This is a genomic window from Leeia speluncae, from assembly GCF_020564625.1.
Classification (GTDB): Bacteria; Pseudomonadota; Gammaproteobacteria; order Burkholderiales; family Leeiaceae; genus Leeia; species Leeia speluncae.
This window is the reverse complement of the sequence record NZ_JAJBZT010000036.1, coordinates 1-437: the sequence shown is the minus strand read 5'-3', so window position 1 is coordinate 437 and position 437 is coordinate 1. Positions and strand designations below refer to the sequence as shown.

1 protein-coding gene is annotated in these 437 nt (G+C 51.7%); it reads left to right on the top strand.

Translation table 11 applies throughout. The features are described from left to right. A partial coding sequence (locus LIN78_RS17985; protein ID WP_227182267.1) for an aminotransferase class I/II-fold pyridoxal phosphate-dependent enzyme occupies positions 1–437 on the top strand: 437 nt, incomplete at both ends.

Genomic DNA, 437 nt, shown 5'->3' with positions numbered 1-437 from the left:
ATGACTTATCAACTAGATACGCTAGCTGTACATGCCGATTACGGCGTGACAGACGATAAAACCGTTGCCCCATCGATTCACTATTCCGCCGTGTTCCGTGCCGATAGCCCGGAAGAATTCATCGAAATGTCGGAAGAGCCACAGCACCCGCGTAACTACACCCGTTATGGCAACCCAGGGCACGAACGGCTAAAAGCCATTCTGGCAGAATTCGAAGGCACAGAAACAGCACTCGTCATGGGGTCCGGCATGGGGGCGATTTCGTCTTCTATCCTGACTTTTGTGAAAGCGGGCGATCATGTCATTGGCCAAACCCGCCACTACATGAGTACCAGCCGTATTCTGGACGAAATGCTACGCAACTTTGGCGTAGAGATTACGCTCGTCGATCAAGCCGATCCACAAGCGTTTATCGATGCGATTCGCCCAAATACCAA